Origin of the sequence: Pedobacter miscanthi, assembly GCF_032678605.1 — a bacterium.
Taxonomy (GTDB): domain Bacteria; phylum Bacteroidota; class Bacteroidia; order Sphingobacteriales; family Sphingobacteriaceae; genus Pedobacter; species Pedobacter miscanthi_A.
Window position 1 is genome coordinate 54,923 of the sequence record NZ_JAVTSU010000015.1, and the last position, 25,246, is coordinate 80,168.

The 25,246-nt window shown below is 37.6% G+C and carries 21 protein-coding genes; 10 read left to right on the top strand and 11 right to left on the bottom strand.

All coding sequences use genetic code 11. From position 1 onward, the window contains the following. Nucleotides 1–30: 30 nt before the first annotated feature. The 3 genes from R2R28_RS21045 to R2R28_RS21055 all read left to right on the top strand — a co-directional run bounded on the left by R2R28_RS21045 (nucleotide 31) and on the right by R2R28_RS21055 (nucleotide 2,241). Nucleotides 31–708: a DUF4397 domain-containing protein gene (locus R2R28_RS21045; RefSeq protein ID WP_316827629.1), complete on the top strand. Its 678-nt coding sequence runs from the start codon at nucleotides 31–33 to the stop codon at nucleotides 706–708. 59 nt (nucleotides 709–767) lie between these two features. Further along, entirely contained in the window at nucleotides 768–1,487 is a 720-nt protein-coding gene (locus R2R28_RS21050) for a hypothetical protein (protein WP_316827630.1), read from the top strand. A gap of 67 nt (nucleotides 1,488–1,554) precedes the next feature. Then, nucleotides 1,555–2,241 (top strand): DedA family protein, encoded by a 687-nt coding sequence (locus R2R28_RS21055; RefSeq protein ID WP_316827631.1) that lies wholly within the window; start codon nucleotides 1,555–1,557, stop codon nucleotides 2,239–2,241. Here the strand turns inward: R2R28_RS21055 and R2R28_RS21060 are convergent, their stop codons facing one another. Then, entirely contained in the window at nucleotides 2,242–3,198 is a 957-nt protein-coding gene (locus R2R28_RS21060; protein WP_316827632.1) for a zinc dependent phospholipase C family protein, read from the bottom strand. Nucleotides 3,199–3,337: 139 nt separating this feature from the next. Between R2R28_RS21060 and R2R28_RS21065 the strand changes: the two genes are divergently transcribed. Then, nucleotides 3,338–4,207, top strand: coding sequence for an ABC transporter ATP-binding protein (locus R2R28_RS21065; RefSeq protein ID WP_316827633.1), 870 nt, complete (start codon nucleotides 3,338–3,340; stop codon nucleotides 4,205–4,207). 2 nt (nucleotides 4,208–4,209) lie between these two features. After that, nucleotides 4,210–5,778 carry a hypothetical protein gene (locus tag R2R28_RS21070; protein WP_316827634.1) on the top strand — a complete coding sequence of 523 codons (1,569 nt, stop codon included), beginning with the start codon at nucleotides 4,210–4,212 and terminating at the stop codon, nucleotides 5,776–5,778. A gap of 7 nt (nucleotides 5,779–5,785) precedes the next feature. Here R2R28_RS21070 and R2R28_RS21075 read toward each other — a convergent pair whose 3' ends face one another. Then, nucleotides 5,786–7,018, bottom strand: a complete 1,233-nt coding sequence (locus R2R28_RS21075) for a DUF3999 family protein (protein ID WP_316827635.1) — start codon at nucleotides 7,016–7,018, stop codon at nucleotides 5,786–5,788. Beyond that, the gene (locus R2R28_RS21080; protein ID WP_316827636.1) at nucleotides 6,996–9,377 is read right to left on the bottom strand and encodes a DUF2339 domain-containing protein; all 2,382 of its coding nucleotides are present in this window, start codon (nucleotides 9,375–9,377) and stop codon (nucleotides 6,996–6,998) included. The genes R2R28_RS21075 and R2R28_RS21080 overlap by 23 nt, the downstream gene beginning before the upstream one ends. A gap of 416 nt (nucleotides 9,378–9,793) precedes the next feature. Here R2R28_RS21080 and R2R28_RS21085 point away from each other — a divergent pair, with 416 nt between their 5' ends. Next, on the top strand, nucleotides 9,794–10,237 hold the full coding sequence (locus R2R28_RS21085; RefSeq protein ID WP_316827637.1) for a DUF4395 domain-containing protein: 444 nt from the start codon (nucleotides 9,794–9,796) through the stop codon (nucleotides 10,235–10,237). Between the two features lies 1 nt (nucleotide 10,238). Here the strand turns inward: R2R28_RS21085 and R2R28_RS21090 are convergent, their stop codons facing one another. The 3 genes from R2R28_RS21090 to dnaK all read right to left on the bottom strand — a co-directional run bounded on the left by R2R28_RS21090 (nucleotide 10,239) and on the right by dnaK (nucleotide 14,638). Further along, a complete protein-coding gene (locus R2R28_RS21090) occupies nucleotides 10,239–11,270 on the bottom strand; it encodes an Atu2307/SP_0267 family LLM class monooxygenase (RefSeq protein WP_316827638.1) in 1,032 nt (343 codons plus the stop codon). 252 nt (nucleotides 11,271–11,522) lie between these two features. Beyond that, nucleotides 11,523–12,440 carry a M28 family peptidase gene (locus R2R28_RS21095; protein ID WP_316827639.1) on the bottom strand — a complete coding sequence of 306 codons (918 nt, stop codon included), beginning with the start codon at nucleotides 12,438–12,440 and terminating at the stop codon, nucleotides 11,523–11,525. 341 nt (nucleotides 12,441–12,781) lie between these two features. After that, on the bottom strand, nucleotides 12,782–14,638 hold the full coding sequence (dnaK, locus tag R2R28_RS21100) for a molecular chaperone DnaK (RefSeq protein ID WP_316827640.1): 1,857 nt from the start codon (nucleotides 14,636–14,638) through the stop codon (nucleotides 12,782–12,784). 310 nt (nucleotides 14,639–14,948) lie between these two features. Here dnaK and R2R28_RS21105 point away from each other — a divergent pair, with 310 nt between their 5' ends. Further along, a complete protein-coding gene (locus tag R2R28_RS21105) occupies nucleotides 14,949–17,684 on the top strand; it encodes a TonB-dependent receptor (protein WP_316827641.1) in 2,736 nt (911 codons plus the stop codon). Between the two features lie 295 nt (nucleotides 17,685–17,979). Here R2R28_RS21105 and R2R28_RS21110 read toward each other — a convergent pair whose 3' ends face one another. After that, the gene (locus R2R28_RS21110) at nucleotides 17,980–19,221 is read right to left on the bottom strand and encodes a glycosyltransferase (RefSeq protein WP_316827642.1); all 1,242 of its coding nucleotides are present in this window, start codon (nucleotides 19,219–19,221) and stop codon (nucleotides 17,980–17,982) included. Between the two features lie 94 nt (nucleotides 19,222–19,315). On the opposite strand from R2R28_RS21110, the gene R2R28_RS21115 reads away from it, so the two are divergent. Then, nucleotides 19,316–19,897 (top strand): tRNA-(ms[2]io[6]A)-hydroxylase, encoded by a 582-nt coding sequence (locus tag R2R28_RS21115; RefSeq protein ID WP_316827643.1) that lies wholly within the window; start codon nucleotides 19,316–19,318, stop codon nucleotides 19,895–19,897. A 41-nt stretch (nucleotides 19,898–19,938) separates the two neighbouring features. Here the strand turns inward: R2R28_RS21115 and R2R28_RS21120 are convergent, their stop codons facing one another. Genes R2R28_RS21120 through R2R28_RS21135 form a run of 4 tightly spaced genes read right to left on the bottom strand, consistent with a single transcriptional unit; the run spans nucleotide 19,939 to nucleotide 22,856 of the window. After that, nucleotides 19,939–21,030, bottom strand: a complete 1,092-nt coding sequence (locus R2R28_RS21120; protein ID WP_316827723.1) for a DUF3810 domain-containing protein — start codon at nucleotides 21,028–21,030, stop codon at nucleotides 19,939–19,941. Nucleotides 21,031–21,032: 2 nt separating this feature from the next. Continuing rightward, nucleotides 21,033–21,302, bottom strand: coding sequence for a Txe/YoeB family addiction module toxin (locus R2R28_RS21125; RefSeq protein WP_316827644.1), 270 nt, complete (start codon nucleotides 21,300–21,302; stop codon nucleotides 21,033–21,035). After that, nucleotides 21,293–21,490 carry a DUF2683 family protein gene (locus R2R28_RS21130; protein WP_316827645.1) on the bottom strand — a complete coding sequence of 66 codons (198 nt, stop codon included), beginning with the start codon at nucleotides 21,488–21,490 and terminating at the stop codon, nucleotides 21,293–21,295. Before R2R28_RS21130 ends, R2R28_RS21125 begins: the two co-directional genes overlap by 10 nt. A gap of 31 nt (nucleotides 21,491–21,521) precedes the next feature. After that, nucleotides 21,522–22,856, bottom strand: coding sequence for a dihydroorotase (locus R2R28_RS21135; RefSeq protein ID WP_316827646.1), 1,335 nt, complete (start codon nucleotides 22,854–22,856; stop codon nucleotides 21,522–21,524). Nucleotides 22,857–23,491: 635 nt separating this feature from the next. On the opposite strand from R2R28_RS21135, the gene R2R28_RS21140 reads away from it, so the two are divergent. Then, the gene (locus tag R2R28_RS21140; protein WP_316827647.1) at nucleotides 23,492–24,838 is read left to right on the top strand and encodes a DEAD/DEAH box helicase; all 1,347 of its coding nucleotides are present in this window, start codon (nucleotides 23,492–23,494) and stop codon (nucleotides 24,836–24,838) included. Continuing rightward, nucleotides 24,838–25,110 (top strand): hypothetical protein, encoded by a 273-nt coding sequence (locus R2R28_RS21145; protein ID WP_316827648.1) that lies wholly within the window; start codon nucleotides 24,838–24,840, stop codon nucleotides 25,108–25,110. The genes R2R28_RS21140 and R2R28_RS21145 overlap by 1 nt, the downstream gene beginning before the upstream one ends. Nucleotides 25,111–25,246: the final 136 nt, after the last annotated feature.

Consider the following 25,246-nt stretch of genomic DNA (forward strand, 5'->3'; position numbering starts at 1 on the left):
CATTTTTGTTTTCAACCAACTAACCACCCTATGAAAATCTATACTAATCTCTCGAAATCACTGATTTTACTCATTTCCTTATCTGCAATTGGTTTTAGCTCCTGTAAAAAGAACGATCCTGACCAAATTGTTAAAGGGCAGTCTAAAGTAAAAATGGTTAATGCATCATTGGCAGAGGTGCACCAGGACGTTTATCTGGATAACGAAAAACTCACCACCGTTGCGTTGGCTTTTGGCGAAACCAGCGAATATCTAAAAGTATCTTCGGGTAGCAGAAGCATTTCTTATGCTGGCACCGATAATACCACTACCGATACTTCTTTAAACTTTACCCCATCCATTACCTACACAACTTTTCTGGTTACCAATAAAAAGGGCGAACTGGAAATTGTAAATTATGAAGATAACCTGAGCAATACAGAAGTATCAAAGGCCAAAATTAAACTGATTAACCTTACACCTAACTTTGCAACCGGTATAAATGTTATGGTACAGGGTGGAACGCAATTTGTTAACGGCTTACTTTTTAAAGAAGCATCTAATTATTTTACCATAGATGCCGGAATGAATTTAAGATATAACGTGGTAGGCTCAGGAAGTATTAAAACCATTGATGGGGCAGCTTTAGAGGCTGGGAAAATATACACCATTTGGTTTAGTGGCACAACTGCAGCGGCATTAGAGGCACATGTCATCACTGATAATTAATTTTAACAAAATCATATCGTTTCTGTTATCTTTACGTTTTATTAGCATCAGCGATTTATATGAAAAATATCAGTTTTAGATTTTCCAGAATACTCTTTATGTTTTTACCAGCTTTAATGCTCTTTTCCTGCATTAAAAACGATAATTTTATCAAGGGTGATGCCAAAATCAGGTATTTTCAGACGGCAGTAACTGATACTACACAAAACTTTTATTTAAAAGGAATTCAATCTGGTGCTTCTACAACCTATGGTTCCAATAGCAATTATATTGTGGTTGCAGGAGATTCTACCTATACCATTACCTCCAGAAATATAAATACAGGGACTGATGTGGCCAGTACAAGCCAGAAGTTTGATATAGGCTTGAATTATTCAATTTACTATACGCGTAAAACAACCACTGATCCACCGGTATTAACCGTTTATAGGGATGATGTTAAACAGGATTTAACAGTGGCTAAATTAACTTTTTTAAACCTGGGTTATACTTTAACTTCGGATGTAATTATTAAAGATGATGGAGGCGCGTTCCCTCAATTTACCATGAAATATGGCGATAGAATAAGTCATAGTGTTATAGTGACCAAGGGAACCAAGATTTCTTTCGCGCTTCAAACCCCAATATCGACCCAACCACCTTTAAATACTTTAGATTCATTGGCAACCAGTACCACTACCCAAAAATCATTGGCCATTACCAAAGGATTGGTATATACAGTTTTAATTGACGGATCTAAAAAAGGAGAACTTCAAATGCGCCTGGTTTCTGCCAACTAATTATTTATTGCAATTTACTAGCATTTAATCCCTTTACTATTCATACTTTTGCCCAAAATCAGATAAATTGGAATTACTACAACAGCTTTTAGATTTTATTCTACACATTGATGTTCATTTAGCCGAAATCGTTAACGAATATCGTACCTGGACTTACCTCATTTTATTCCTGATTATTTTTGCAGAGACTGGTTTTGTGGTCACCCCATTTTTACCAGGCGATTCGTTATTGTTTGCCATGGGTGCACTTATTGCAGGTGAGCACGAAACAGGTTTAAACATCTGGATTATGCTGGTTATTTTAATTGTTGCTGCAATTTTGGGGAATACCGTAAACTATAAATTGGGTAGTGTTTTGGGAGCAGGGGTATTTAAAGAAAAAAATAAAATCCTGAAACTTAAATATTATCACCAATCGCATGAGTTTTTCGAAAAACATGGTGGTAAAGCCATTATGTTAAGTCGCTTTTTGCCGATTTTCAGAACCATAGCGCCTTTTGTTGCCGGTATCGCTAAAATGCCTTTTGGTCGCTTTACCTATTATAACATTATTGGTGGTGTAGCCTGGATATTTGCATTGTTAATTGGTGGTTATTTGTTGGGCCAGATTCCGGTAATTAAAAATAATTTTGAACTTGTAATCATTTTTATTGCAGTAGTTACATTTGTGCCTGCTATCTGGGCTGCAATCAGAAGCCGCATGCAACCAAAAAAGATTGAAGAAATTATAGAGAAAGAAGATACTAAGGCCTAGTTAAATTTCACGGCCGATGAGTGTACCATTTTGGTACTTTTTTTCAGTCTCTTTTTCTTTCTTTAACTCATCAGGTAATAAGGCTGTTTTAACCAGGTTTTTAAGCTCAGGCTGTCCGGCATCCACCCAGGCCGAATACCAAAAAGAACCTATCGTTAATATGGCTGCACGCATTTGCTCTTCTACCATATTATTCATCCTATCATGATAAGCTTTTGAATATTCTTTAGAGTATTGTTTCAGTACGGCATTGTTGCGCTCCGAAAAACTATACTTTTGAGTTGGAGGAAATGAAATATTTAATTCAGCTTCAAAACTTAAAACGGTATCCACCAAACTATTGGTATGCTTAAGCACTTTCCAGGCTTCTTTTAATGGATTTTCGATGTAAACAGCTTTGCCAACAACAAAATTATATCGGGTAGAGAAAAGTTCGGGCAAGCGGCTTTCCCAAAAAGCATGAATCCCTACCTGGTTACTGAGCTGACCGTTATGGTTAGCGGTGGTGTGCAAAGGTACATGGGCATCGCCTATGTAGTGGCCAAGATCTGCCGAGTACTTTAAAATTTTAATGGAATCCCTGGTTTTAAAAGCTTTAACCAAACCATAATAAGTACGCTGAATCTGCCATGGAACAATTCCATCGGTGTGAAGCTTTTTTAAACCATGTCTGGCCAGGGCATCGTCCCATTTTTCGGGAATGCTATCGATGTTTTTTTCATAGTTCTCTACATCAAGATAATGCCGTGGAGCTTCCAATGTATCCGCATACCTGCGTTTATCTGGATCTACTGCATGTTCGGTAATGTATTTAATATTCTTCTTATAGAAACCAATCATGCCGGGAGGTAAAGTAAACACAGCAAGATTATTGATTCTTTGGTGTGCAAAGAAGCCCCAGGAAGAGCAAAGAAGTAGTGGGATGATTAACGCAGATAAAACCGTTAATCTTTTCATATTTAAATATAGCAAATATTCAACCGAATGAAAAGCATTACCTCAAACTTTTAGATGAAAAAAATCATTCCCTTATTTTAGGTTACCTGTAACTTTATTTTTTTTGCGGTCGTCTTATGAGAATAATACCAAAAACCTGATGAGATTAGAGATTAAACAACTAACCAAACAATATAAAAACAAAACAGGACTTGTCGATTTTTCCATTACGATTGAAAAGGGTATTCTGGGTTTACTTGGCCCTAACGGAGCAGGGAAATCGACTTTAATGAAGATTATTGCAACCATTAGCAGGCCAACTCAGGGCACCATATTGCTGGATGGGGAAGATATTGTGAAAAATCCAAATTCGATCAGAAAAATTTTAGGTTTTCTGCCACAGGATTTTGGCGTATATCCGAATCTGAATGCTTACGAATTTTTAACTTATATGGCCGCGCTAAAGGGCGTTGGCGGTTCGGGATTGCATAAACGTATTGAACTATTGCTGGAAGGGGTAAATCTTACGGCTGATGCAAAACAGCCAATCGGCAGTTATTCGGGAGGAATGAAACAACGTGTTGGAATTGCCCAGGCATTGCTTAACGATCCAAAAATACTAATTTTTGATGAACCAACCGTAGGACTCGATCCTGAAGAAAGGGTTCGTTTCAGGCAATTACTTTCCGAAATGGCCAGCGATGCGATTGTTATACTTTCATCACATATTGTTTCTGACATTGAAACAGTGGCCGATGAAATTGCGATTATGAAAAACGGGAGGCTAATAGAAAAAGATACCTCTTCGGAAATGATAAAAAAAATGGAGAATAAAGTTTTTGAAACAATTATTCCGCCTGCTGAACTGGATCTTTTCAGATCGAAATATTTGGTAATCGATAACCATAAGCAGCAAGAAAATATGCACCTGCGTTACATTTCTAATTTAAATGATGCCGGAGAAGGAGCAAAATCTGTAACTGCGGGTTTAGAAGATGCCTATTTATTTTTTACTAAAAATCAGCATTAATCATGAACCATTTATATGAGATGATTAAGGGCGATTACCTGCAGCGAAGTCGCAGTTATGCTTTTTTAATTACATTAGCTGTAACAATTTACGCGGCATATACTTTCGTACCAACCCCGGAGGCCGCTTACACTACCTTAACCATTCCAGGTTATAAGGGCGCCTACAATTCAGCCTGGGTTGGGCATGTTACAGCCTTAATGAGCACCGTAATTTTATCTTTATGTGGTTTTTTCCTGGTAAACAACGGAATAAAAAAAGATATAGAAACCGAAGTGGGCTTAATTATAGCTACAACACCTATTTCTAACCTGGGTTACCTGTTAATGAAATTTTTAAGTAATCTGCTATTACTTCTAACTATAGCCTTTGTTGCATTACTGGTAAGCATTATGATGTTTTTTATTCAACGACATGGTTATGCTTTTCACCTCGCCGATTTTCTCTTGCCTTACCTTTTTATGCTGGTACCAACAATGGTTTTATTATCCGGCTGTGCAATAATGGCAGAAGTGTTCTTAAATGGGAAAAGTGTGCTGCAATGCATTATTTATTTTTTTATTTTCATTGCGTTTATTGTTAAACTCGGTGGGGGATCTAAAGATCTTGGAGCTGCAGTTGCCGATGGTTTTGGAATGCGGGAAATTGTGAATAGTATTCTTTACCAGGTTAATACACAGTTTAATGAAAATATTAAGGGTTTCTCCATAGGCTATGCCACTAATGCCGGCGGTACATTTAAAATCTTTGTTTGGAATGGGGTACACTGGAGTGGCAACTACTTGTTGAGTAGGGTAATTTGGATCATGATATCAATGGGGATGGTTTACCTTTCTTCTCTTTTCTTCCATCGTTTCGATTTTAAACAAACATCTAAAAGCAAACGTAGTGAGCAAAGGGTATTTACATCCCCGATAACAACTACTTATTCGGGATTTAATAAATCGATACTTCCCGTTATAGCGCCAGCATACGGCATATTTCCATTGATAAAAACGGAGTTACTGCTGATGTTAAGAAAAGATAATAAATGGCTCTGGGTTGTAAATATTGGTTTATGGGTAGCCATGTTGTTTGTACCCATACATCAATCCTATTTCTTTTTATTACCCATATTGCTTTTTTTGCAGGTAAACAGAATATCAGATTTAAGTACGAGAGAAAGTACCTACCGGCTTCATTATTTTACTTATGCAGCATACAAGCCTCTGCAAAGAATACTTCCCTCACAGATTATTGCAGGATTATTGCTTTTAATGGGCTTGTCTATTCCGGTAATCTGTCGTTTGCTGATTGATTCTGAATACCTGTCTGCACTTCAGGTGATTAACGGAGCTTTAATGGTTATTTTATTTAGCGTGTGTTTAGGGATTGTAAACGGGAGTAAAAAACTTTTCGAAATTCTGTTTTTTATGTTTACCTATGTTGTTTTGCAGACACCAAAGATCCATTATCTCGGAGCTGTGGCCGCTCAGGAACGCTTAGGCATATTTATTACAGTATTGGGCATCAATATCCTGTTGTTGCTGAGTAGTTTTTTAGTAAGAAGTCGTCAAATACGTCATTTGTAATGGTTTTTTAATTCCTTAACATTTTAAAAGAAAACCAACCCAATAATGCAATAATTACTGCCATTAAAACCCAAAGCCAGGCTTTGTTTTCGAACAAGGGCTTTTCTATTTTAATGTTATATGCAGGATTTTTTTGTTCCGCGCCAATATTAACGCTGGTTAAATCTGTCGGGATTTTGCTTTCAAATTTTTCGATCTCGTAAACAGGTGCTGTGGTTTTTTCATTGCCATAATATAAAGCATATTCACCATTAGGCTGGTCGAACCTGGCAATGATTTCATAAATATTCCCTTTTAATGCCAAACCGCTTAAGCGTAAAGGCTTATTATCATTATTTTGAATGGTGATTTTTAACCTGGAAACAATGGTATTGGCAAAATTAAATTCGGGTTTTTCCAGAGAGCTTATGGTACCTTCGTAAAGATTGACATAATTGTACTGCAGGCCCTTGTCAGTTTTAAAACTATCTGTTGCATATTCAATTTTAAAGGGACGGTAGAAATCGAAATCACTCTGTGCATTGAGTTTTAAATAAGATAAGGGAACGGGGTTGGTGAGCACCACATCGATTACTGTTTCTTTTGCAGGTACATCGTTTTTAAGGTTAAACGATTGGTATTTCACGTCCAGATAAGTTCCCTTTATCGTATCGGTTTTCGAAATTTTTGCTTCCAGTAAATCAGGTTGTACCGCACTTTTTACAGCAATCCTGAAATATTGGTATTTAGCATCCGGAAAATTCAATTTGGTAAACTGGTAATCTGTAGCATTATTCCTGATTGATAAAATCCGGTAATCACTAAGGATAGAAAACCATGTTTTATTATCATTACTTCCTTCGAGTTTTGCTTTCCAATCAAAATTTTCCTGCTTAAAGGCCAAATTGATTTGATTGATGGTATTGTTTCCTGGCGATTGAAAGGTATAATAATAGCCATCCGCACCGCTGCTTTGATTCAGTTGTTTAAAGGCAACATCGTGCGTAATAACCTGATCGGCGCGTTGTTTCAACAGATAAGGCACCTCCACAGTATCTTTGCCATTGATTCCGAAAATCCTGAAATCATCAAAACCTGCACTTGCTTTTTTATACAGTTCGTCAGGTAAAATCATTTTATGCCAAACCGATTGAACGCCTTTAATGCTCCGTTTAAATTTATAAGCGTTCGTTTGTGCGTTTACGGTAGCGGCGCAGGCCAAAAGCAGGATGAAAAGTTTAATTTTTAGCTTCAGCATCATCTATAATTAAATGTTTGTATTTGTTGTAAAGGAAAGAAATAATTAATAACAGTACGCCCAGCGACACAAAAACAATGGTTTTGGAAATGGTACTCAGAGAATAAATATCATAGAAGAAAAGTTTTACCAGGGTAATTCCGAATAAAACCATAGCTCCAATACGCAGGTGCTTTTTATTTTTTGCAAGGCCCATACTGATCAGAAACAATGAAAATATGCCCCAAAGGATACTTAATCCCAATTTATAACTGGCTTCTGAGTGTGATAATTCTAAAATGTTAATCAATTCGCTGCTAACAATCCATAAAAGAGAAATATAAAGCAGATAATCAAACAGGATTCTGAAATCCTTTTTCAAAAGACCTGAACGTTGTAACTGGTAACATTGAACAATCAGCAGTGCAAAAAAAGCAACGGCTATATACCTGATGCCAATATTAAATGCGCCGATGGTAAAGTATTTGCTTTCGGGTAGTAAATAATTATCTCTGAGTTCGCTTAAATTATAAAGTCCGAAAGTGAGGAAAATGACAATAACGAAGAGGTTGATAATGAGATTGGCAATCGCCAGTTCACCATTTTTAAGTTTTTTGATATTGAAATAAGTTAATGCTGAAGCAAAAAATAAAGTATAGATATACGTCCACGCTGTTTTTAGGTCATGGAAATTATAATTGTATTCATAATATGGTTCATTGGATTTGTCTTTTTGGCTATGTAAGATTTTACTCAGTTCAAAGAGGTTGTCAAAATGTTTAGAAATCTCTACCCTAAAAGTAATATAGGTTGCGAAAACCAAAATTGCCGGAATAGCATAGTTTAATAGCGGTCTGATCCAAATCCATTCTGCAGGTGTTTCGCTTTCTTTCTGGTTGGTGTTAAACATCCAGACAAAGCAGGCAATAAATATAAATGCGGTTAAAAAGCCAACATTGATGATTGGTGTAATGCTTACCGAATTTCCATGATACACATCGTAGTAAGTAAACCAATCTTCCAAAAGGCTAAAAAATGCCAGGAATATTAATGGAAAAGAGAGTTTTTCGTAAATTGCGATGTTTTTTATACGGGCTAAATAAAAGAGTACCGCCGCTTCTACTGCCCAGAAAATAGTTACCCAACCTCCATTTAACTGAACGGGTACTGCAATGGTTATAAAAGTAATCACCATGGCTAGAACCAGGTAAAACAAGTTTTTATCAGCAAGTTTTTTCTTATAAATAATCAAAGCCACGATGAAATGCACCACTGCATTGGCGAGTGTAAATAAACCCACCAATTCTGCACTGCTTTTATTATTGGATAATATAAAATAGCCTAATCCATAATAAATAAATGAGTTTAAGAGTAATATTACGACATCGCTAAAACCAAAAATTTCTTTTCGGCTTATTTTGTAGGCGAGATTGGTAATGTAAAAGGTGACGAAAAATACGGTAGAAAATAGCAGTGCTAAACTGAAATGATCATTCGAAATTCCTGAATCTAATCGCCATGAAGAAAAAATAAGCCATGTAAGTCCAAATGAAGCATAAAATAGTGGTTTCCAGTATTTTTTGAAACCCAGTATCATGATACCTATATTGATAATGGCCATATAAGTAAATAATACCCCAACTTTTCCCGATCCATCACTCAGTAAAAATGGCACGGCATAAGCACCTACCAAACCGATATGTGCAATAACCTGCTTGTTGTACTTAATGGCAGCCACAACCGTAAAAGAGGTAAATACAACCATTAACACAAAAGCCAATGCCTGTGGAATTAAAGCATAAAAATCGTAAGCGGCATAGGTAATAAAATACATAATGGCTATGGCACCACTTACCAATACTGCTGAGAAGTTTTCGTATTTGGCTTTGAGTTTTATAGCGAAAGCCATTAGGCCGGCACCTACCGCATAACCCAGTACGATTCTGGTAAGCGGACTTATCATATCGTGATCAATGGCATATTTAGCACCAATAGCCACACCGATAATTAAAATCAGGATACCAATTTTACTAATGAGGTTTTCTCCGATAAATTTTTCGAAATCAGATTTAACCATATTTTCTCGCTTGAACCGTTCTGCAAAATTAGGTTGAACCGGATTTTGGGGAGTTGGTAAAGGAGTAGGTAATGGCCGTGGTACTGCCTGGTTTTGTACAACAATGCCTGGTGGGGTATTTCTTGGCGGTAGCGAAATTATAGGCTCAGTGGGTATTGCAGTAGGAGCTATAGTTGCAGCACCCGGCGATTGCAGTGCCCTTACCTCGTTTCTTAGTGCCTCAATTTCGGCTTCGAAACTTTGTTGTCTGAGCAATAAGTTTTCGAGCTTAATTAATAGCAGGTTTATTTTTTCGGAATTATCCATTCTGTATCTGGTAGTGCGTAATTTTTACTTTACTAAATATAAGAATGTATTTGGGAATTTAGTTAATTACCACCTCTTGTGTTTGTATCATAAAGGTGATTTCAGCTAAGATGCTCTCATATTGAGCCTCCCAATAAAAAAGAGACAAGTCGTCGAAACATAGGTCCTTCGACAAGCAACCATTGGCAGACTCCAAAAGAATTGTCGTCCCTGGCTGCAGCGCAGTCGCGAAGTTTCGGGAGAGAGATTTGCAGTAGATTTCTCGACTGCGTTGCACTCTGCCCGAAATGACGGTAACTCTGGAGGAAATTTATGCGTAGATAAGGAGGGGTGGTCATTTAGCTATTATTTGCTCGAAAATGGTTTTCGTATATATCTGTGGTTAATTTCGTTAAATTTATGCCAAAATTATCCCTATGGAATTGTCTTGCCCGATATCAGCAGAAAGAGTAAATGAAAATGTAGTAAGGATTATTGCTTTTATAGTCGCCTTGATTGCAATTGCCTGTATAACATTTTCAAATTATTGGGCGATTGTTTTTCTGCTTTTAGATTTTGCTTTGAGGGCGTTTACCTCAGGCAAGTTTAGCCTACTGAAATTTATAGCCCTTAAAATTTCTAGTACATTATCGCTTTCGCCGAAAATGAAAGACCTGGCACCAAAAAAGTTCGCGGCAACCTTAGGTTTTGGGTTTTGCCTTTTGATTACCGCGATGTTTCTACTTGATTTTTATGCAATTGCACTCATTTTAACTTCCATTATGACTGTTTTTGCATTATTAGAAAGCTTATTTGCCGTTTGTGTGGGCTGTTATATTTATTCTTTTTTACAGATTTTTGCAAAAAAAGACGCGGCTTAGTTTATTTTTTTAAGGCCTCACGTACTTTTGGGGCAATCTTGGTCCCGAAAATTTCTATTGATTTCATTAAAGCTGCGTGAGATGGTCCGCCAACATCCATATGGGCAGAAAAACGGGTTAAACCAAAAGTTTCTTCCATCGCCAGAATTTTATCTACCGATTCATTTGCATCACCGATAATTAAAGCGCCACTGCTACTTCTTCCTCCATCAAACTGATTGCGTTGATACGGTGCCCAGCCCCTCGACCGGCCAATCCGGTTCATTTGTGCGGAATAAAGCGGATAATAATAATCGGCAACTTCATTGCTGTTTTCACCAAATAAAGCATGCATATGTACACCAACTTCGAACTTATTCATATCATGCCCGTGCGCTTCATATACCTTTTTATAATAATCAAAAAGTGGCTTAAATTGCATTGGCTGACCTCCAATAATGGCGAACATCACTGGTAAACCCAGTCTGCCCGCACGTTCTACCGATTCTGGTGTACCGCCAACAGCCACCCAGATTTTTAAATTGTTATTTACCGCTCTTGGTAATATTTCCTGATTATTCAGTTCGGGTCTGAATTTGCCTTTCCAGCTGATTTTAGGTGTTTCGTTTATTTTAAGAAGCAATTCTAGTTTTTCTTCATAAAGTTCGTCGTAATCCTGAAGGTTGTAGCCAAATAAAGGAAAAGATTCGATAAAACTTCCTCTGCCAGCCATTAACTCAGCCCTGCCATTTGAAATTAAATCTATCGTTGCGAAATTTTGGTAAAGTTTAACCGGATCGGATGAACTTAAAACGGAAACAGCGCTGCTTAATTTAATGTTTTTGGTTACTGTGGCAGCTGCAGCCAATATAATTTCGGGACTTGATACAGCATAATCTGGACGATGGTGTTCACCGATTCCATAGAAATCCAAACCCACTTCATCCATGAGTTTTATTTCTTCTATAATTTCCTGAAGCCTTTGTTGGGCAGGCTGGATTTCTCCTTTTGCATTGATCTGCAAATCGCCAAACATTCCGATACCTAATTCCATATTGCTAAATATTTTTAACAAAGTTAAGGGATATGGGTTTGGGGCATTTTGATGTATGGTAAGAAAATGGATGAGGTTGTTTTATTAATTGAGCTTGATGAAAGATTGACTAGCGAAGTAAGTTAAATCGTTTTCGTCATCTCGACTGGAACGCAGTGGAATGGAGAGATCTATCAAGGCAGATTTCTCGACTGCGTTGCTCTTCGCTCGAAATGAAGACATCGGGCAGTCCGTTATCGCTATTTATCTAATTTATTTCAACGAAATCAACCCATTATAAACCCCGTCTATTACCTTACTCATTCTTGGTATATCGAGGGTTTCCATCGTGTCGGTTTTTTGATGGTAATTTTTATTCCGGTAAAAGGAGGTATCGGTAATCATCATGGCATCGTAACCAAATTTCCAATAATTTAGATGATCTGAAAAATCGATGCCTGGTAAAGAAGGTGGGCCGGCAAATGTTTTAGTGAGTATGCTTTTGTTGGCTTTAAAATTTTTAGAAAACTGACTTACAAAATGGCCTGACCCAAATTTTTTAACCAGGGTAATGTAATTTCCTTTGTTTCCGTATTTCATGGATAATATGCCCAGAGGATAAGACTGTGATTTAGCTTCATCTTTAAAATAACCAATCATTTCGAGCGAAATCATTCCAAAAACTTCGGTATTTGATGCTTTTAATGATTTGGCGTGGATATAGCTCCCCATAAACTCGGTTCTGAAATAAGGTGGTTCTTCTAAGGTATAAGCTACAAGATCAATGCGGTAATTAAGTTTTTTACCTTTTAACAATCTGGATAACTCCAATAAGCCTACAACGCCACTTGCATTGTCATCAGCACCTTCCTGATCACCACAAACATCGTAATGTGCTCCAACAACGATCCGTTTTTTATTTTCAGTGCCAAACGAGCAAATGATGTTTTTATAAGTTTTCTGCTCAAAAGTATATTCCTGAATATATACACTATCCGCCGATTTTCTAAAGGTTGTTCTGATGTAATCAGCAGTTAGGTTAAGCTGATCGATATTGCCGTGATTACGGAATTTCGGCGTTTTGGTTAAGGTTTTTAGATGAGATTTAATCAGCGTTGTATCTGATTGAGCAAGGGCACTGCCTTGATATACAATGAAAAAGAAGAGCAGGCGAATTAAGATTTTATTCATTGGTTAAATATCAGCATGTGTTTTATCGTGATTCTTAACCGAAGATAATTATTTGTATCTGTTTTATGGGTATCGCGACCTGCGTTTTTTCGCTGTACCTGTGTTATTTAAACCCGGTTGCAGGGAAGAGTTTCCGATCCTTCAATCGGAACTCGTACCGAAAGCGGGGCTATCGAATCAGATAAGAACTGGTATTGCTTTCCAAACAATTTAAACCACCTAAGAAATGTAAGGCCATATAAGTACGATGGTTATCGCATGAAAGATTCTGAAATAAATCCGATAGCTATCGGATCAGAATGATGTATCAAGATTGAAAACTGCCAACCGCCAATTGAAAACTACTCTATCTTCTTACCTTTCATCGCAGTAGAAATAGCTGCATCCATCACACGTTCGGCAAACGGACGCGTAAATTCATTCAGCTCGTCTGCTTTCTTCAAAATGGCATCTTTTTCCTGACTGGCTAAAGCGGCTTTAAGTGCTTCGATATGTGCCTCGGTTTCTGCAATTTCAGCCTCAGTTAAATGCGCTGCATGTTTTTTAATGAAACCTTCGGCCGTGTAAACCAGTTGTTCACCTTCGCTTCTGGCTTCAATAAGCATTCGTTGTTCTACATCGCTTTTAGCATGGGTAATGCTGTCGATCAGCATTTTTTCTACGGTATCATCACTCAAACCATAGCTTGGGGTAATTTCTATTTCTTGTTTTACGCCCGAACGTAACTCTATCGCCTGAACGGTTAAAATTCCATCGGCATTCAATAAAAAGTTAATATCCACTTTCGGCAAACCAGCAGGCATTGCAGGGATTCCCTTTAAATCAAATTCGGCAAGTTTCCTGTTTTCTTTAACTAAATCGCGTTCTCCCTGGTAAACGGAGATTTTCATGTTTACCTGTCCATCAATAGAAGTAGTGTATTGTCGGCCGGCTTTGGTAGGCACTTTGCTGTTGCGGGCGATAATAACGTCCATTAAGCCCCCCATGGTTTCGATACCCAAAGAAAGTGGGGTTACATCTAGTAACAGAATATCGGAACGGTTTCCTGCCAAAACATCGGCCTGGATGGCCGCACCAAGCGCAACAACCTCATCCGGATTGATGTTATCCTGAGGTTTTTTACCGAAGAAATTTTCTACCGCCTGTTTTACAAACGGGCTACGGGTAGAGCCACCTACTAAAATCACCTCATCGATATCACTGGCGGTTAAATCAGCATCTTTCAATGCATTTTTGCAGGCGGTGATGGTTTCTTCCACTTTAGCTGCAATTAACCGCTCAAAGGTTTGCTTATCAAGTGTACACCAGATTTCGCCAACCTGTTCGTTATATAAATTTTGGGTTGATAATGCTTTTTTAGCAGCTTCGGCCTGTAAACGTAAAGTTTGCATTAAAATATTATCCTGTGCAATTATCGTTATATCAAGATTGTTTTTCTCCAGCCAGTAGTTTAAAATGGCACGGTCAAAATCATCACCGCCTAAATAAGTATTGCCATTGGTAGCCAAAACTTCGAAAATTCCGTTCTGAATCTGCAAAATGGATACATCAAAAGTTCCTCCGCCTAAATCGTAAACCGCAATGGTTTTTTGTTGCGAAGGGTTTAAACCGATCCCATAAGCCAAACTGGCAGCGGTAGGCTCATTTACAATACGCATTACATCTAAGCCGGCAAGCTTTCCGGCATCTCTGGTGGCCTGGCGCTGACTATCATTAAAATAAGCAGGCACCGTAATCACCGCCCGGTTAACAGGCGTTTTTAAAGCATGTTCTGCCCTTGCCTTAAGTTCTTTTAATATTTCGGCAGATAATTCGATAGGCGTATAGAAACGATTGCCAGCCTGGATTTTTACCAAGGCATCGCTATCATCGTCGATAATTTTGTAAGAAAAAATGTCTTTATGTTCGGCTACATCTTTGTAAGAACGGCCGAGTAATCTTTTTACCGAAAATATAGTGTTTGCAGGATCGGTAGTTAAAAATTCTTTCGCCTCATTACCCACAACAGCTTCGTTCTGGCTGTTAAAATATACTACGGATGGTACCAATATCCCTTTACCTGCATCGTTAATTACCTGTGGGTTTTTATCTGGATTGATAAATGCCACCAAACTATTGGTTGTGCCTAAATCTATTCCAACTATAATTTCTTCCTTCTGAAACGAACCTGTAGCAAGGTTAATCGATATTTTTGCCATAGGAGCAAAAATATGCTTTTTAAATAAAGGTTGTGTCATTCATTTGTTAGCAAGAAAATATAAACCTGAACAATTTATAACTGGAAATTAAGTCTTGGTTATTTTTAAAAATGTCTTAAAGTATTGCCTTCATTTATAAAAGCTTGAGATTTTTGTGAAATTTTTAATGTTTTTTGAGTTGAGTCTATTAATTTGTCTATTCTAGGGTGTGGTTGCCTGTTTTTTTTAATGTATTTTGTGTTTCGTGGTATTTGTGTATTAAAAATGTTGCAATATTATTTATATTGCTTATACATTTATCAAAACAAATATGAAAAAACAACTATTGTATGCATTAATTGGGCTTTTTGTATTCCCAATAACCTCTTTTGCGCAAAATATTGTAAAAGGTAGGGTTACTACATTGAAGGGTGAAGGAATTATTGCCGCTTCTGTTAAAGAGAAAGGTACGGGCAAAGGCACTGTTACCGATCAGAATGGAGATTTCCAGATTTCAGTTTCTGATAAAGGAACCTTAATTGTGAGTGCTATTGGATACGAAACCAGGGAAATAGGGGTAACAAGCAGACCTTTAACCGTTATTTTACCAGAAAGTGCACAAAATTTGGGCGATTTCGTAGTGGTTGGCACCCGGGGCAAAGGCCGCTCTTCTATTCTTACACCTGTTCCGGTTGATGTGATTAAGATTAATCAGGTGAACATGCCCACTGCAAAAATGGATTTAACTTCAATTTTAAATGCTGCTTCACCGTCTTTCAATTTTAACAAACAAAGCGGATCAGATGGTGCAGATCAAATAGATTTAGCTACACTTAGAGGATTGGGACCAGATCAGACATTGGTTTTGGTAAATGGCAAACGCCGTCACCAAACAGCCTTTGTAGCAGTATTCGGAACCAGGGGGAGAGGAAATTCAGGAACGGATTTAAATGCCATTCCGGAATCTTCGATAGATCGTGTTGAGATTTTACGTGATGGTGCATCAGCTCAATACGGATCGGATGCAATTGCAGGGGTAATCAACTTAATATTGAAAAAGGATGTCGGCGTTTTAAGTATTAACACAGGATATTCAGGTTATTACGATCCAAGAAACAATACCCATTATGGTAAAGAGCTGGGGCAATATCGCCAGGGCGGGGCAATTGATGGAAATGCATTTTCTCTAGGTGCCAATTATGGTATTGCACTTGGTAAGCATGATGGTTTTATTAATTTCTCTGGTAATTTTTTCGCTAATGGTAAAACATTCAGGCAAAATCTGAACACAGATTTAAATTCGAAAGATGGTTTGCCAATTAATAAAGTTAGAAGATCTACAGGTGATGGATCGGTAACTTCTGGCGGTTTAATGTATAATATGGAATTACCAATTGCCAATACAAAAACCGTGATTTATTCATTTGGTGGCGGCAATGTAAAAGCTTCAGATGCTTATGCCTATACGAGGAATTTATCAGAACGGCCAGAGCGTTTTCCTGATGGAGCTGCGGGGAATCCGATTCTGCAATCTACAGTAGATGGTGAAACTTATTATGATCCGATCATCCAGACTAAAATTCAGGATTTATCTTTCGCAGCAGGCGTAAAAGGTATTTGGGGTAAAGATTGGAACTGGGATTTAAGCAATACACTTGGCCGTAACAATTTTCATTTTTATGGCGATCATACTTTTAATGCTTCTCTTGGCGCCGGCAAAACCCATTTTGATGATGGTGGTTTTTCATTTTTGCAAAATACAGTCAACTTTAATTTAAGTAAGGCGATTCCAACTGTTGCATCGGGATTGAATTTGGCTTTTGGATTGGAGCAGCGGTATGAAAATTATAAAATCTACGCCGGAGAAAAAGATTCGTATTCGAATTATAATCCAAACAAAGCAACAGGCGCTCAGGGTTTTCCAGGCTACCAGCCAGCTGATGAGGTTAATGCAAACCGATCTAACGTTGCAGCTTATGTTGATGCAGAATTAGATGCTACAGAAAAGTGGCTTATTGGCGTTGCAGTTAGGGTAGAAAATTATAATGATTTTGGTTTTACCAGCAATTACAAGTTCGCAACACGTTATAAATTAACCAATAATTTTAACCTTCGCGGGTCGATAAGTACGGGTTTCCGTGCACCATCATTGCAACAAATTAATTTCAGTAATACATTTACAAATGTTCAGGGCGGCAAGGTTTTCGAAGTCAAAATTGCGCCTAATTATAGTCCGATTACAAAAGCAGCCGGTATTCCTGATTTGAAACAAGAGAAATCCATTAATACAAGTTTAGGCTTTTCGTGGAAACCAGTTTCAGAAATTACAGTAACCTTGGATGGCTATCGCATTAATATTAAAGATAGGGTAGTATTATCTGGTCAGTTTGATGAAAGTATTCCTGCTTTAAAACCAATTTTGAATCAGTTAAATGTTGCTCAGGCCCAATTTTTCGCAAATGCCGTTAATACCACAAATTATGGGCTGGATTTAGTGGTAGATTATACTAAACGATTTGATAACAAAAGCATTAAAGTTTTATTTACCGGAAACTTAAATCACTTAAATATTGATAAAATTAATATTCCAAATGCGCTAAATGGTTCTTATGAAAATCAGCAGGCATTTTTTAGCGACAGAGAGCAAGCGTATATCAAAGCATCTGCACCTCCTGTAAAACTGGGCTTAAACTTAGATTATGGTTTTGGCAACTGGATGGTTGGAACGCATTTCTTGTATTATGGCAAAATTTCGATTTTAGGTTATGGCTATGCAAATACTTATCCACCGTTGGTTGCATTGGATAATGATCCAACCAAAACAGTTTTAGAGCAATTTAATTACTCAGGTAAAATGGTTACCGATATTTATGCTTCTTACAAATTTTCAAAAAGAATAACTATATTTTTTGGTGCGGATAACGTATTTAATATTCATCCCGATTATGGTTATGTACAAGGTGCAAAACTTTCTGCATACGATGGCGAATCGGGTGGGGCATGGGATGCCGTTCAAATGGGTTTTAATGGAAGTAAGCTATTTACTAAACTAGCTTTTAATTTTTAAACATATAGAACAATACATCCAAAAGAGGTTTTTGATTTGCTCAATACCTCTTTTGTAGTTTTTTGTGCACAATATCTTCGGGCATCCGACTTATAATGTTGAAAGGTTTTAAAGTTTAATGTGGTTTAAAGTCGGGAGTCAGAGGTCCGAAAGTCGGAAGATAAAGCGTTTAGTCGAAATGTAGTTTAAAGTCGGGAGTTTGAAAGTCAGAAGATAAAGAATGTGGTTTTATACTACTACATCTTCGGACCATTGGACTCCCGACTTCGGACTAAAGACTTTAAACTAAATCCTCTCAACTCCGAACTCCAAACTTATTTTTCTCTTCAATCCACAAACTCATGTATTTTGTGCTTTGTGCGGTATGGTGGTTTAAGATCTGCCCGAAAAAGTTGTTCTGTCTGTGAGCAGTTAAGTTTGAAGCTAATTTTTCCAGGTCGTTTATAAATTGATCAGTAAAATATTTAGCCGCATAGCGTTGATTGATGATTTTTACACCGTTTTGCTGGGCCGTTTGCCAGGCATTTTTATCCAGATAAAGTTTTGCGGTTTTTTCGATAAAAAGATCGATGTCATCTTCAATATAGCCGTTCCAATTTAAATCGCCTTTCATGGCTTCTGCACCAATGGATGTGGTAACAGACGGTGTGCCCACCTGCATGGCGTCGATAAATTTGCCTTTTACACCTGCTCCAAATTGGATCGGGGCAAGTAGGATGCGGTGTTTCGAAATCGCTTCTTTCGCATCCAGCGCCCTACCTTTGATGAGGAACTTTTCAGTTTTATTATTCAATTGCAGCACTTTTTGAGATGGATAAGCACCATATATATTCAAAATAGCATGTGGGAGTTTTTTTCGAAGCGAGGGCCAGATTTTGGTTTTTAAAACCTGTACGGTATTCCAGTTGGGCTCGTGGAGGAAATTGCCGATAAACATAAAATCGGCCCGATCTTCAAAAGGAATCCAGTTTTCAATATCTTCCTGGCTAATTTCTTTTTCCAAAAAAGGTAAATAGTAAATCAATGAAGGATCGATCTTAAACTGTGTTTTAAGAATGTCCATTTCTATTTCGGAGATGATTAATGATAAATCGCAACGTAAAATTGATGCGATTTCTCTTTTAGCAATATCAGAAAATAGATCGATGGCCTGTTTTTTCTTATCGCTTTGTTGTCTGGCGCTCCGCAGGCTGTGTAAATCTTCGGTATCTAGAATCCTCAGCGCATTTGGACATTCCTGCTGTACCCGCCAGCCATATTGTTCTTCTACCATAAAACGGTCGAACATTACCAAATCCGGGTTCAGTTCTGTTAAAAATGTATTAAAACTTTCATCATTCAGTTTAATTTCCTGTTCTATAACCCCGGTTTTTCTAAAATTGTAGCTGAAGTCGCTTTTTGATGCTGCTGATGCAAAAGTGATCTGATAACCCTGTGACAGAAATAAATCAACCAATTGAATCATCCTTGTTCCTGCTGCCGATGAAGTGGGTTCAGGCCAGACAAATCCAATAATCAATAATTTCTTTCCGCTCATGATTTAAATTTCTGCAAAATAAAGGCTTTTTAACTCACAATTTTAAAACCGTGCCGATTATTTCTAATTTTGCAACTCAATTACAAAACACCAGATGTTAGGATTAAAATTATTGACGGACCCACGTTGGGCAAATATAGCGGAATCGAATTTAGAGGAAATTTTATCTGACCACGCCTGGTGCGAACAAAAAGCAGCAACCAACGCCATTACCCTGATTACCCAAAATTCAGAATACCAGGATCTGGTGGATGAATTAACAGCTATTGCTATTGAAGAAATGCAGCATTTCCAAATGGTAATCGAAATTATCAAAAAGCGTGGCTATACCTTAAGCCGCGAGCGTAAAGATGATTATGTAGGCCGTTTGGTGAAATTCAGCAAAAAAGACGGGAGCCGAAATATGGCTTTTATCGATAGACTTCTATTTGCAGCGATGATTGAAGCCAGGAGCTGCGAACGTTTCAGGGTACTTTCATTAAATATCAAAGATCAGGAACTGGCTAAGTTTTACCACGAACTTATGGTTTCGGAAGCTGGCCATTATACCACTTTCTTAAACTTTGCCCGTAAATATAGTACAGATGTAGATGTGGATAAACGCTGGGCAGCATGGCTCGATTTTGAAGGCGAACTAATCCAAAGTTTCGGAACAAAGGAAGCGATACACGGGTAAGTGATGTAAAATGTTTTATGGAAAATGGATGATGGAGGTATTTACAGCTTGATCTTCGGACTTTCGGACCTCTGACTTTCGGACTTATAAATATTCCACAACCAAATCACAATATCCTGGTAGCTGTCGATTCCTTTTTTCTGGTTGTTCAATTTTAAGAAACGATCAAAAGCGGCATCCATGTAACCAAACATATCACCATTGTATTTTCGCCAGAATTCTTTTTCGGTTTTAAAGTCGGTGAGAATCTGAGGTAAGAGCTTTGCACGAAGGGTTTTATAATCATCTGGTGATTTCATCCTGATTTCGAATAAGATATACCGCAACATTTCATAATTGGCAGAATATTGGTAATTCACATCAGGACTGTTACTTGCTGTTAGATAACCCAATAAATTAGCTTCGTCCTCATAAGCGATACCCAATTGATGGCCAATTTCGTGACAGCTTACATAAGGTTTAACAAAATCGGGTAAATTCATGTTCATGTTGGCTTCGCCAGAAAGTGGAGCATAATACCCTTCAATGCCGATTTTGCTAATCATCCATGAATTTAAAACCGATTTTAAACAAGGGTTTGAATAACGGAACAACTGATTTTTTTGTGCCATCAGCGCATAAGCCGTTGCCGATTTTGTTTCTAATTCTTTGATGGTATAAGCAGGTACCTTAGCTTGCTTTAACTTTAATGCATTGGTTTTATCAACAAAATAATTGCCTAGAATAACCAATTCTTTAACGTTATATTTTTCATTACCAATACCCAATTCTTCGCTAACACTTGGCCGGCTGTAATTTAAACCCCATACAATTTTGAATATGATATAGAGCATCAGGAAGAAATTGAGGACTTGTAAGGGAACAAGAATTCTATCAGCTTTTTTTAACGATTTTCGTCGTTTATAAAACCTCACGATTTTATAAAGTACAAAACCAATCAATAAGGCATAAATGATATCGCCAATGGCAAAAGGAAAAATAGACGATATAAACCTTAATGCTGAAGAAATGTAAGAGTAAAAACCTGTTGAGTAATATTTTTGGACAAGGCTGGGAAATAGGCCGAAGAGGAAAATCAGAATAGCTAGACTGATGGCAACCAAAGGTGTTTTATATACAGAAAGCTTAAACACTATCAATAATGGCCTTTTAAAGATTGAATTTCCAAGATAACTATGATGCCATCATCATGAATTTCGTAAACAATTCGATGTTCTTCATTTATTCTTCGAGACCAGGACCCAGACAATTCATATTTTAGTGGTTCAGGTTTTCCGATGCCCTCAAAAGGATTTTCTTGAATTGCTATAATTAATTGTTCAATTTTTTTCTGAATAGCTTTATTGCCAGATTTTTTCCAGTAGTTTAAATGCTCAATAGCTTTTGGAGCATATATTACTTCCATAAGTCTTCAACCGAGATTTTTACACCCTTACCATTTTTGATATCTTCTCGTGCTTGCAAAATATCTTTTACGAATTCTGCATTATACGGACTTTTCTCTGTCTCGAAATCAATCTTCAAAGCTTTCATTACGGCTTTTAGGGCACTGGCTTGCTCTTTGTTTTTTGGATGTACAATTAATGTTTCCATATTATTTACTTAATAAACAAATATAACAAATCTATCTTGCAAAAGTTAGGCGTTTTCCAATCTGATCAGTCGTAAATTTGCCATTTTGATAAGCCAAATTACCTGAAACAAAAGTATGTGTAATGCTCGATTGGAAAGTGTCGCCATCAAACGGACTCCAGCCGCATTTATAAAAATTGTTCAGTTTGGTTACTGTCCATGAGTCTTTAAGATTTACCAAAACCAAATCGGCCCAATATCCCTCTCGGATGAATCCACGTTTTTCGATATCAAAGCAGATGGCCAGATTATGTGCGGTTTTTTCTGCAATTTTTTCTAAAGAGATTTTACCCTGTAAATGCATTTCTAGCAATGCTGGTAAGGCATGCTGAACCAAAGGGCCGCCTGACGGAGCCTGCGAATAAGGTTGCTGTTTTTCCGCTAAAGTATGTGGCGCATGATCCGTTGCAATTACATCGATATAGTCTTCCAAAATACCTTTTAATACCCCTTTTTGATCACCTTCTGTTTTTACCGCTGGGTTCCATTTAATGAAATTGCCTTTAGCAGCATAATCCTTATCGTTAAACCAAAGGTGATGTATGCAGGCTTCGGCAGTAATTTTTTTATCTTTTAAAGGGGTAATGTTATCAAATAATGCAATTTCTCTGGCTGTAGAAATGTGCAGGATATGCAAACGTGTTTGGTAACTTTTTGCCAATTCGACCGCTAACGACGATGATTTATAACAAGCCTCTGCACTACGGATTAGCGGATGCATTTCTATTGTAAGATCTTCGCCATATTTGGCCTTAAATTCGGCCAGATTATGGCGGATGGTGGCTTCATCTTCGCAATGTGTAGCCACTAAAATTGGTGCTTTGCTAAAGATGTTTTCTAAGGTTTTTTCGTTATCAACCAACATGTTTCCAGTTGATGAGCCCATAAAAACTTTAATGCCGCAAACATTTTTCGGGTCGGTTTTTAAAACCTCTTCAATATTGTCGTTGCTGGCACCCATGTAAAATGAATAATTCGCTAAGGAAGTTTGGGCTGCGATTTCATACTTATCTGCCAATAAATCCTGCGTTAAGGTATTGGGTACAGTATTGGGCATTTCCATAAAAGAAGTAATTCCTCCAGCTACAGCAGCCATGCTTTCTGTAAAAATATCAGCTTTATCTGTTAAACCGGGTTCACGGAAATGTACCTGATCATCAATCATTCCTGGTAAAAGGTATTGTCCTTCAGCATTAATTTCCTGTGCTTCGGGTGCAGATAGGTTTTGACCGATTTTGGCAATAAATCCATCTTTTATCAATACATCAGCAACAATTTTCTGTCCTTCGTTTACAATTGTGGCGGCTTTTATCAGGTAAGTATTCATGGTTTCAAAGGTAGTAATTTAGTGTTAAGTAGTTAGTATCAAGTATCAGGATTTTGATGCTTTGAATAGGAGGAATTGAGTTTTATGGTATTGTTTTAAGTTAAATAAACCTGATAGTAGTGGACCTCCCGATCTTCATCCTATCGTGTGGACACATCTTTTAGGCATTATATAAGGCACTATGCTAGCTTGCTTTGAAATAACACAGCCCTTACCGAAGCACGCCCGTCAATCTCAAGGGCCAGGGAAATCAAAAAAACAGGCGTACAGCAGTACAAATGGCACTATCAAACCTAAAACGCAGTGGTTTTGTGTTTCATGTTTGCAAAAACTTTTCACCCGGCCCTAACAAACAAAACAATTGCCACTGTTTTTTTGATGTGTATGGGGATTGTGTAAAAAGCCCCTTGCTGGATTGACAAAGCATTTTTGCATACTTTTGATGCCTTGTGGCATATGAGCAAATAAAACCAATCTAATATTTGTGTCCACACGATAGGATCTTCATCGGGATAAAGCGGAGCAGGACTGCCACAACCGAAGAATTACTGAAATTGCTTTTCTAAATAGCTTTGGCCTTTTGCTTTAGACTTGCTTTTTAAGCTTTCCGCTTAAAAAGCCTATCTTTGTGCGCTATGGCAAAATCGTTCGAAGAATTTAAGTTAAACAGGCAAATTTTAAATGCAGTTGCCGATGCAGGTTATACCGTTGCCACACCGATACAGGAAAAAGCAATTGCACCGGTATTATCCGGACAGGATATTTTTGGTATTGCAGAAACCGGTACAGGGAAAACCGCGGCTTTTGTGCTGCCGATTTTAATGCAGTTAAAATATGCCCAGGGCGAAAGTCCGAGGGCTTTGATTTTATCGCCAACGCGCGAACTGGCAATGCAAATTGCCGAACAGGTAAAATTATTCTCTACTTATACCGATTTACGTTCTTTGGTGATTTTTGGCGGAATTGGTCCGAAAACCCAGAAAGAACAAATTGCAAAAGGGGTAGATATTCTAATTGCTACGCCCGGAAGATTTTTGGATTTATATTTAGCTGGTGATATCAATACGCAAAGCCTTAAGTTTTTGGTACTTGATGAAGCAGATAAAATGATGGATATGGGTTTTATCGGCTCTATTCACCGTATTTTGGAAATCGTTCCACGCAAACGCCAGAATTTATTATTCTCGGCAACCATGAGCGATCTGGTACAGAAAATAGCAGGCGATTTTTTAAATAATCCACTTGTAATTGAGGCATCAACACAGGCAACGCCTGCTGCCAACGTAACCCAGGCTTTATATTATGTTCCGAATTTTAAAACAAAGATTAACCTTTTACAACATTTATTAAAAAATGATGAGGCTTTTAACCGCCTGATTATTTTCTGTAAAACCAAAACGGTTGCCGATAATATTTTTAGTTTTATCGAGCGCAGGTACGGCGCAGATAATGTGCGCGTAATCCATGCCAATAAAGGACAAAATACAAGAATTAACTCGATTAATAGCTTTAAAGAAGGTAATATCAGGGTTTTGGTGGCTACAGATGTGGCGAGTAGGGGAATTGATGTGAGTGATGTAAGCCATGTAATCAATTTTGATGTGCCGATCATTATCGAAGATTATGTACACCGTATCGGCCGTACCGGAAGGGCTTTTGCCAAAGGCGACGCTATCACTTTTGCTACGGAAGCCGAAAAGTATTATATCCGTAAGATCGAAAAATTAATCCGTCAGTATATTCCTGTTACCGAAATCCCTGAGGGTGTTTTTATTGATGAAACGCCTTACGAGGAGCGTCAGCACATTGCCAAAGAAATCGATATGCAGAAACGCAAGGAAGATCCAGATTTTAAAGGTGCTTTCCATGAGAAAAAACATGCTGCTGCGATTGAGAAAAAAGTAAGGGAAAAGGCAAAAGCAAAAGCTGGTAAAGAAATAAAAAGCTTTAAAAAGGGTAAAAAATTCGATAAGAAAAAGTAATGAAACTTAGGATTACACCTTTAAATATCGTTAGCGCTATTGGATTGGGTTTGATGGTTGTAAATCTCTTTTCGGAGAAAAGTACAGCACCCCGTCATGTAAATATGAGTGGTTTTTACCTTCTGATTTTGGGTTGCCTCATCCTTGTAACTTTTATTACCGACTTGATTTTCCGCTTTACCCTAAAGGATATTAAAAGGATTTGGGTGGTAGAATTGATATTTATCGTTATTGCGGCAATCTTGATGGTGATTTTACAAAAGCTAGCGTAATTAAACCGTAAAAATATCTCGCCAATGTTAATCAGTGTAATCTACTCATCTGCGGAATCAAATTAATTAATCATCTTTGCAGCCGTTAAAATAAACCGATAATCTGTGTAATCCTTTTATCGGTGAAATCAATATT

Excerpts from the sequence above, each read along its gene's own strand:
- R2R28_RS21045 (WP_316827629.1), top strand. The coding sequence starts at position 31 with ATGAAAATCTATACTAATCTCTCGAAATCACTGATTTTACTCATTTCC.
- R2R28_RS21050 (WP_316827630.1), top strand. The coding sequence starts at position 768 with ATGAAAAATATCAGTTTTAGATTTTCCAGAATACTCTTTATGTTTTTA.
- R2R28_RS21060 (WP_316827632.1), bottom strand. The coding sequence starts at position 3,198 with ATGAAAAGATTAACGGTTTTATCTGCGTTAATCATCCCACTACTTCTT.
- R2R28_RS21065 (WP_316827633.1), top strand. The coding sequence starts at position 3,338 with ATGAGATTAGAGATTAAACAACTAACCAAACAATATAAAAACAAAACA.
- R2R28_RS21070 (WP_316827634.1), top strand. The coding sequence starts at position 4,210 with ATGAACCATTTATATGAGATGATTAAGGGCGATTACCTGCAGCGAAGT.
- R2R28_RS21075 (WP_316827635.1), bottom strand. The coding sequence starts at position 7,018 with ATGATGCTGAAGCTAAAAATTAAACTTTTCATCCTGCTTTTGGCCTGC.
- R2R28_RS21080 (WP_316827636.1), bottom strand. The coding sequence starts at position 9,377 with ATGGATAATTCCGAAAAAATAAACCTGCTATTAATTAAGCTCGAAAAC.
- R2R28_RS21085 (WP_316827637.1), top strand. The coding sequence starts at position 9,794 with ATGGAATTGTCTTGCCCGATATCAGCAGAAAGAGTAAATGAAAATGTA.
- R2R28_RS21090 (WP_316827638.1), bottom strand. The coding sequence starts at position 11,270 with ATGGAATTAGGTATCGGAATGTTTGGCGATTTGCAGATCAATGCAAAA.
- R2R28_RS21095 (WP_316827639.1), bottom strand. The coding sequence starts at position 12,440 with ATGAATAAAATCTTAATTCGCCTGCTCTTCTTTTTCATTGTATATCAA.
- dnaK (WP_316827640.1), bottom strand. The coding sequence starts at position 14,638 with ATGGCAAAAATATCGATTAACCTTGCTACAGGTTCGTTTCAGAAGGAA.
- R2R28_RS21105 (WP_316827641.1), top strand. The coding sequence starts at position 14,949 with ATGAAAAAACAACTATTGTATGCATTAATTGGGCTTTTTGTATTCCCA.
- R2R28_RS21110 (WP_316827642.1), bottom strand. The coding sequence starts at position 19,221 with ATGAGCGGAAAGAAATTATTGATTATTGGATTTGTCTGGCCTGAACCC.
- R2R28_RS21115 (WP_316827643.1), top strand. The coding sequence starts at position 19,316 with ATGTTAGGATTAAAATTATTGACGGACCCACGTTGGGCAAATATAGCG.
- R2R28_RS21125 (WP_316827644.1), bottom strand. The coding sequence starts at position 21,302 with ATGGAAGTAATATATGCTCCAAAAGCTATTGAGCATTTAAACTACTGG.
- R2R28_RS21130 (WP_316827645.1), bottom strand. The coding sequence starts at position 21,490 with ATGGAAACATTAATTGTACATCCAAAAAACAAAGAGCAAGCCAGTGCC.
- R2R28_RS21135 (WP_316827646.1), bottom strand. The coding sequence starts at position 22,856 with ATGAATACTTACCTGATAAAAGCCGCCACAATTGTAAACGAAGGACAG.
- R2R28_RS21140 (WP_316827647.1), top strand. The coding sequence starts at position 23,492 with ATGGCAAAATCGTTCGAAGAATTTAAGTTAAACAGGCAAATTTTAAAT.
- R2R28_RS21145 (WP_316827648.1), top strand. The coding sequence starts at position 24,838 with ATGAAACTTAGGATTACACCTTTAAATATCGTTAGCGCTATTGGATTG.